Here is a 6,648-nt window from a genome sequence, read left to right as displayed (position 1 = left end):
TGAACTGCTCCCCGAAAGTTGGACTGAGAAATCAGTTCTAACTTTTAGGGAGCAGCTTTATGCATGGAAGAAGTTCGTTGTCCGAGGAGCAGCGCGAGGCCGCGGTAGCGTTGTTTGAAACGGGTTGGGGTGCTTGGGCGGTAGCGACCCGACTCGGAGTAGGTAGAGGTGCCATCAAACGTTTGTATGGTCGATGGCGGACGCGCGGAGGTACGACGCTGGTGGCGAAGCCAACACGACCGGTGTTCTCGTTTGAGTTCAAACTTGATGCTGTCCAGCGATACCGTGCAGGTGAGCCCAAAGTCGCCTTGGCGAAAGACCTTGGGCTGTCCTCTCCACTGTTGCTCGAGAAGTGGGCGCGACAATACCGAACCGAAGGCGAGGACGGGCTGCGGCCCAAGCCGAAAGGCCGCCCGAAGACGAATCCCGGGACAGCAAGGAAACCTGAGCCTGAGGTAGAGCGACTGCGCCGAGAGAATGAACGCCTTCGCGCAGAGGTGGCCTTCCTGGGAAAAGTAAACGCCTTGAGGGACGAGGAACAGCGCTAAAGGTCCGCGCTGTCATCGCTCTCAAGGCTGAACACCGCTTGGAAATTCTCCTGGACGTCGCGGGATTACCCCGATCCACGTTCTTCTACCACCAGTCCCGCCTCCAAGGCCCCGATCCGAGGGCCTCCCTGAAGGCCGCTGTCACAGAAATTTTCGAGAAGAGCCGGGCCCGGTACGGGCACCGCCGCGTCCACGCCGAGCTGACCAAGCAAGGCTGGAAGATCGCGAAGAAGACCGTGCTGAAGCTGATGCGTTCGCTGCGGCTGGTCTGCAAGGTCCGGAGGAAAAAGCGCTATAGCTCTTACCAAGGCGAGCAGGGCGTTGTTGCGCCGAATCTGCTGAAACGCCAATTCGACGCGGATGCCCCGAATAAGAAGTGGGTTACCGATGTGACCGAGTTCAGCGTGGGTGACCAGAAGCTCTACCTTTCGCCGGTCATGGACCTCTTCGACCGGCAGATCATCTCCTACGCCATTGGAAGCTCTCCCAATCTGGAGCTGGCTAATGCCTCGCTGCGCGAGGCTTTAGCCACCTTGAAGGACGGGCAGAAACCACTCGTGCACTCCGATCAGGGATTCCAATACCAGCACAGGCTCTGGCGCCTACTCCTGCAGAACGCCGGCGCGGTCCAATCGATGTCCCGCAAAGCCAACTGCTACGACAACGCCGTCATGGAGAACTTCTTCGGGCACCTCAAAGAAGAGCTCTTCAACCGCGTCCGATTCCTCAACGCCGACGCACTGACGGCCGCGCTGCACGACTACATCCACTGGTACAACACCGAAAGAATCTCCACCAAGCTCAACGGCCTAAGCCCCGTTCAATACCGTGTTAAGGCCCTGGTGGCCTAGAGCATGTCGCCTCATTCCGGTGTGTCTGGGGACGGAGGACACCTCAGGGAAGAGCTCTTCCACCGTGTCCAAATCCTCGGCACGGAGGCACTGGCAGCAGCGCTGCACGAATACATCCGCTGGTATAACGCCGGGTTGCGTTCAGCCGCTCAGCTGCGCCCTCCTCAGCGGCGGCTCACGCGTGGCAGCAACGCGAACGCGCTCTCGGCAATCTGGGTCAAGCGGGCAGGACCGTGGCCGTACGCACCGACGACGTCGGTCCCGCGGATAACGGTCAGCAAGAGGTATGCAAGATCTTCAGCATCCGCGTCCGGGTCGATGTCTCCGTTGCGCTGCGCCGCGCGCACACACTCGGCCACCGCCATCACGAGCACAGCGAAACACTCGGCAGCAAGGCGCTGCACCTCGGCGTCGGAGGCGCCGATCTCCAGAGCCATCTTGCCCGCGAAGCAAGCAGCCGCCGCCCGGTCGGAAGCTGGGGACACATCGTCGGCAAGAGGCACCCCGTGGACGGCGCGGAGCAGATAGCCGTGGAGGCGTTCGAGTGCGCCCTCGTCCGGGCCGGCAAGCACCTTCGGCGCAACGTTTCCCAGCCGGTCGAAGTAGCCGGCCATCGCTTGCACCAGCACACCGTGTTTACCGTCGAAAGCGGCATAGAGACTGCCACGGCCCAGGCCGGTGGCTGCGCTGATGTCGTCGACGCTCGTGCCGTTGTAGCCCGACTCACGAAATTGCCGCTCGGCGGCATGGAGAACGTGGTCGCGGTCGAAGGTTCGTGGTCTCGCCATACATACAAGGTAGAACCAAACGGTCGTAATTGACAAATCAGTACAGAACCCTCTAGCGTTATTGACTGTTCAGTACACAAACGTCTCCCCCACATCTGGCGAGGCGAAGTCACGCCTATAGACGAAGGAATCAACATGCAGACAGCTTCCCCGGTAGCCCTCGTGACGGGCGCTTCCTCTGGGATCGGACGGGCGGCAGCGCGAGCCTTCGTGGACGCCGGCTTCGCGGTGGTCGGTACGAGCCGCAACGCCGCGAACGCCAGCCCGATTGCCGGGGTGTCGTTCCTCGATCTCGATGTAGCCAGCGACGAATCGGTCCATTCCCTGGTCGAGGAGGTGATCGAACGGTTTGGTCGGATCGACGTCCTGGTCAACAACGCAGGCGTGGGCGCAGTCGGTGCCGGAGAGGAAAGCTCGATCAATCAGACCAAGGAGGTCTTCGACATCAACGTCTTCGGCTTGATGCGGATGACAAAGGCAGTGCTGCCCCACATGCGCGCCCAGGGCAGTGGCCGTGTGGTCAACGTCTCCTCGGTACTCGGTCTGATCCCAGCCCCCTTCATGGCCAGCTACGCCGCCACCAAACACGCAGTCGAGGGCTACTCGGAGTCCATCGACCACGAGCTTCGCGAACACGGCGTCCGGGTGCTGCTGGTCGAGCCGGCCTTTACAAGCACGAGTTTCGAGGCGAGCAGCCTTGCACCGGACTCACCCCTGCCGGTCTACGCAGCACAGCGGAAGATCTCCCGAGACGTACTGGCCACCGCTTTACGTACCGCCGACGACCCCGACGTTGTCGCAAAGGTGATCGTCGCGGCCTCCACCGATTCCAAGCCCGCACCCAGGTACACCGCCGGTTCAATGGCCGGACGCGTGAGCGTCCTGCGCCGGTTCGTGCCCTCGCGCGCCTTCGACAAACAGATCCGGAAGCTCAACCAACTGGCCGGCTGACACCGAAGCCAGCACCAGCATCTCTCGTCCGCCCAACCTCGAAACAGGCGCAACACATATGGACTTCGAACACGTCACTTTCGACTTGCCGCATGGCACTTTTCACGCTCTGCAGGGCGGTGACCCCACAGGTCAACCGACGATCTTCCTGCACGGGTTCCCGGACCACCCGCCGACGGCGAAGGCGTTCCTCGCCGAACTCGGCCGCCAGGGTCGCTACGTCCTCGCGCCCTGGCTTCGCGGTTACGCCCCGTCCCCGACCGCGGGTCCTTTCGATTTCGCATCCTTGACCGGCGACGTGGTCGCACTGATCGACCAGTGGTCTCCCCGGCGCCAGGTGGACCTCATTGGCCACGACTGGGGCGCCTTCATCACGTACGACGCCACCGTCACCGCGCCGGAGCGCATCAAACGCGCAGTCACGCTCGCTATCCCCCACCCCCTCACATTCATCGGCCGGCCTCGCCCCGCCCAGCTCCGCCGGAGCTGGTACATGGCCTTCTTCCAGCTTCCCGGAAGCGGCATGATCGCCCGAGCCCGCGACTTCGCCCTCATCGACCGCCTCTGGCGTCAATGGTCACCAAGCCTGACGCTCGACCCGGCTCTCCAAGTGGAGCTACACGAGCACCTCGGAGCGAGCTTTCCCGCGCCCCTCAAGTACTACCGGGCGATGACTCGCCTGGGCATGCTGAAGGCTGCACGCCGACTCTCCCACCCCATCACGGTGCCCCTGCTGCACATCCACGGCGCAGACGACGACTGCATCCTCCCCCCGAACGTCGACGACCGGCATCGATACGCCGCTCCGCACGTGCGCGCGATCGTCCCCAACCTCGGCCACTTCCTGCACATCGAAGCCCCCGAAGCGATCGCGGAACGGATCGCGACATGGGTGGCGAGTGGCTCACCTGACCCTCGCGGCGAAACCAACCCAATGGCCGTCCAGAACCCGAAAGGCTGACCAAACCATGACTGAGACGACTCCTCCATTCACGAGCGACGAACTGGCCGAAGGCACTATCGACACGGTGGTGATCGGAGGCGGCGCCGCAGGACTGAACGGCGCTCTGATCCTCGCCCGCTCCCGCCGCTCGGTCGTCGTGATCGACAGCGGCTACCCCCGCAACGCGCCAGCGGAAGCCGTGCACGGCCTCCTCGCCCTGGACGGCACTCCGCCGTCCGAGATCCTTCGACGAGGACGGGAGCACGTGCGCCACTACGGCGGACGCATCGTCCTCGGCGAGGTAGTCACGGCTGAGCCTGCCGCCCCCTCAGCTGACGGGGATTTAAGGTTCACCATCACCCTCGCCGACGGCCGCAGCATCACCGCCCGCCGCATCCTCGTGGCCACCGGCCTCACCGACGTTCTGCCGGACGTGCCCGGTCTCGCCGAGCACTGGGGGCACAGCGTGGTGCACTGCCCTTACTGCCACGGCTGGGAGGTCCGCGACGAACCCATCGGTATCCTCGCCACCGGTCCGGTCTCCGTCGCCCACGCGTATCTGTACCGTCAGCTGACCGAGGACCTGACCTACTTCACGGACGGCACCGACCTGGACGAGGACAACCGCGCCCGCTTCGCCGCCCGCGGCATCCGTGTCATCGACACCCCGGTCACCGAGGTCGTCAACGGCGAGGAGGGCGCTCTCGCCGGGGTGCGCCTGGCCGACGGTCAGGTTGTGGCCCGACGCATCATCGCGGTCCTTGCGCAGCTGCAGATCCGCGCCCAGGGCCTGGAAGGTCTACACCTGCCCGTGCAGGACCTGCCGAACAAGGGCCGCAGTTTCGCCTCCGGCACGGCCGGCATCACCGAGGTGCCGGGGGTGTGGGTGGCCGGCAACGCCACTGATCTGACCGCCCAGGTCGGGGCCTCCGCAGCGGCCGGCGCACTGGCCGGGGCCGACATCAACAGGATGCTGGCCATAGCGGACACCGACGCGGCCCTGCACGCGGCTGGACCGAGTCCGACACCCCATGTCTGAACGCGCCGGCGTCGAAACCACCACTCCCGAAAGGTACGAGATCCCATGATTGCTGCTGAAGACACGTTCGACGCGCCCAATCCCATGGACAAGAACATGACATTGCGACAGCGGGCCCTGGTGGTCGGCCTCGGGATCAGCGGGACCGCCTCCGCGCTGCGACTGCATCGCGCGGGCTGGGACGTGGTAGTGCTGGAGAAGGCCCCCGAGCGGCGCCGCGGCGGATACTTCATCGCCCTGTTCGGGACCGGGGTCGCCGCCGCCGAACGACTGGGCATCGCCGATGCCGTACCGAATCGCGTCGCTCCGGAAGCCTTGAGCTACGAAGTCGACCGCACGGGCCGGCGCCGGCCCGGTCTAAGCTACGCCGACGTGTTTGGCGGGTCTCGCCTCGTCTTGCGGGGCGACATCGAAGACGCAGCCTTCAACGCCCTGCCCGACGAAGTGGAGATCCGGTACTCGACCGTGCCGATCGCGCTGGAGCAGTACCTCGACGGGGTGGACGTAGAAATCCGAGACCTGACGACGGAGAAGGCCACCGTCGAACGGTTCGACCTGGTGGTCGGGGCAGACGGACTGCGCTCAACAGTGCGCCGGCTTGCGTTCGAACCCGAGCAGAGCCCAATCCGTCCGATGAACTACATGATCGCCGCGTACAGCCTGCCCGGGGCGGTACCTGGCTACCGCCCGCAGGACGGGCTCATCCTGGCCGAGGAGGGCCGATCAGCCTGGGTGTTCCCGTTCGCTGACCGCCCGCCGACGGTGCTGCTCTCCTACCGAACCGACGACGTGGACGCCGAGTTCACCCGGCCGGCCATCGACTCGCTGCGCGCCGCCTACGGCCCCGAGCCCACCGGCTCCACGCTCGGTTGGCTGCTCGATCAGTTCGAGAAGGCCCCGGACCACCTGTTCGACTCCGCCGAGCAGGTTCACCTCGACCATTGGCACCGTGGCCGTGTCGTCCTCGTTGGCGATGCCGCGTGGTGCCTGACCGTTTACTCCGGCATGGGGGCATCCACCGGCCTGGCCGGGGCCGACCTGCTCGGCACCATGCTCGAACGCCACCCGCACGACGTGCCACGAGCGCTGCAGGACTGGGAGGACCACCTGCGCCCGTTCGTCGCCCACCACCTCGGCAGCGGTGTGAACATGCGCAGCTTCTTCACCCCAGGCAACCGCGCCGAGTTGCTGCTTCGGTCCGCGATGATCCGCCTCGCCCGGCTGCCGATCGCCGGCCGGTTGCTCGCCAAGATGAGGACCAACAGCGCGGGCGTGCAGATGAAAAGTCTGGATATCGCCGACGCTGCAGCGTGAGGCCAACCCGGTGCGGACCGTGTCGACCTGAGCACATAGAGAGGCATATGCCAGCCAACACGCCCGCCGACAGCACCCGTTGACGACGGGCATACCGCCACGCGAAGAAGGCTCCGTCCCACGTGGGGACGGAGCCTTCTCAGAAGAGCCGGTCGCTGGCCGTTAAAGTGGAGACCTCACAAATTTGAGAGTCCAACTTTCGGGGACCAGTTCA

Annotated in this window: 6 protein-coding genes and 2 pseudogenes; 7 read left to right on the top strand and 1 reads right to left on the bottom strand. The window is 64.8% G+C overall.

Annotated elements, in window-relative coordinates; genetic code table 11:
• The first annotated feature begins 59 nt into the window (after positions 1 to 59).
• The 3 genes and pseudogenes from J2805_RS24040 to J2805_RS24035 form a co-directional block, all read left to right on the top strand.
• Positions 60 to 548, top strand: coding sequence for a helix-turn-helix domain-containing protein (locus J2805_RS24040; protein WP_396134473.1), 489 nt, complete (start codon positions 60 to 62; stop codon positions 546 to 548).
• Positions 542 to 1,399, top strand: a pseudogene (locus J2805_RS23835) (IS3 family transposase); the annotation flags it as partial. The gene J2805_RS24040 and the pseudogene J2805_RS23835, both read left to right, overlap by 7 nt.
• 3 nt (positions 1,400 to 1,402) lie before the next feature.
• Positions 1,403 to 1,519: pseudogene (locus tag J2805_RS24035) on the top strand (hypothetical protein); the annotation flags it as partial.
• Positions 1,520 to 1,563: 44 nt separating this feature from the next.
• Here J2805_RS24035 and J2805_RS23830 read toward each other — a convergent pair.
• The gene (locus tag J2805_RS23830) at positions 1,564 to 2,187 is read right to left on the bottom strand and encodes a TetR/AcrR family transcriptional regulator (protein WP_309980536.1); all 624 of its coding nucleotides are present in this window, start codon (positions 2,185 to 2,187) and stop codon (positions 1,564 to 1,566) included.
• A gap of 135 nt (positions 2,188 to 2,322) precedes the next feature.
• Here J2805_RS23830 and J2805_RS23825 point away from each other — a divergent pair, with 135 nt between their 5' ends.
• From J2805_RS23825 to J2805_RS23810, 4 genes are read left to right on the top strand one after another with little or no spacing between them, the layout of a single operon-like run.
• Positions 2,323 to 3,138 carry an oxidoreductase gene (locus J2805_RS23825; protein WP_307048930.1) on the top strand — a complete coding sequence of 272 codons (816 nt, stop codon included), beginning with the start codon at positions 2,323 to 2,325 and terminating at the stop codon, positions 3,136 to 3,138.
• A 58-nt stretch (positions 3,139 to 3,196) separates the two neighbouring features.
• Positions 3,197 to 4,099 (top strand): alpha/beta fold hydrolase, encoded by a 903-nt coding sequence (locus tag J2805_RS23820; protein ID WP_307048928.1) that lies wholly within the window; start codon positions 3,197 to 3,199, stop codon positions 4,097 to 4,099.
• A 7-nt stretch (positions 4,100 to 4,106) separates the two neighbouring features.
• Positions 4,107 to 5,120, top strand: coding sequence for an NAD(P)/FAD-dependent oxidoreductase (locus tag J2805_RS23815; protein ID WP_309980535.1), 1,014 nt, complete (start codon positions 4,107 to 4,109; stop codon positions 5,118 to 5,120).
• Positions 5,121 to 5,165: 45 nt separating this feature from the next.
• Positions 5,166 to 6,434: an FAD-dependent monooxygenase gene (locus J2805_RS23810; RefSeq protein WP_309980534.1), complete on the top strand. Its 1,269-nt coding sequence runs from the start codon at positions 5,166 to 5,168 to the stop codon at positions 6,432 to 6,434.
• The last annotated feature ends 214 nt before the right edge of the window (positions 6,435 to 6,648 follow it).

It is taken from the genome of Arthrobacter oryzae, from assembly GCF_031454875.1.
Taxonomy (GTDB): Bacteria; Actinomycetota; Actinomycetes; order Actinomycetales; family Micrococcaceae; genus Arthrobacter; species Arthrobacter oryzae_D.
Note: the sequence above shows the minus strand (reverse complement) of the source record. Positions and strands in the feature narration are given on the sequence as shown.

What these genes read in the sequence shown, in the direction of transcription:
- J2805_RS24040 (WP_396134473.1), top strand. Translation starts at nt 60, where the DNA reads ATGCATGGAAGAAGTTCGTTGTCCGAGGAGCAGCGCGAGGCCGCGGTA.
- J2805_RS23830 (WP_309980536.1), bottom strand. Translation starts at nt 2,187, where the DNA reads ATGGCGAGACCACGAACCTTCGACCGCGACCACGTTCTCCATGCCGCC.
- J2805_RS23825 (WP_307048930.1), top strand. Translation starts at nt 2,323, where the DNA reads ATGCAGACAGCTTCCCCGGTAGCCCTCGTGACGGGCGCTTCCTCTGGG.
- J2805_RS23820 (WP_307048928.1), top strand. Translation starts at nt 3,197, where the DNA reads ATGGACTTCGAACACGTCACTTTCGACTTGCCGCATGGCACTTTTCAC.
- J2805_RS23815 (WP_309980535.1), top strand. Translation starts at nt 4,107, where the DNA reads ATGACTGAGACGACTCCTCCATTCACGAGCGACGAACTGGCCGAAGGC.
- J2805_RS23810 (WP_309980534.1), top strand. Translation starts at nt 5,166, where the DNA reads ATGATTGCTGCTGAAGACACGTTCGACGCGCCCAATCCCATGGACAAG.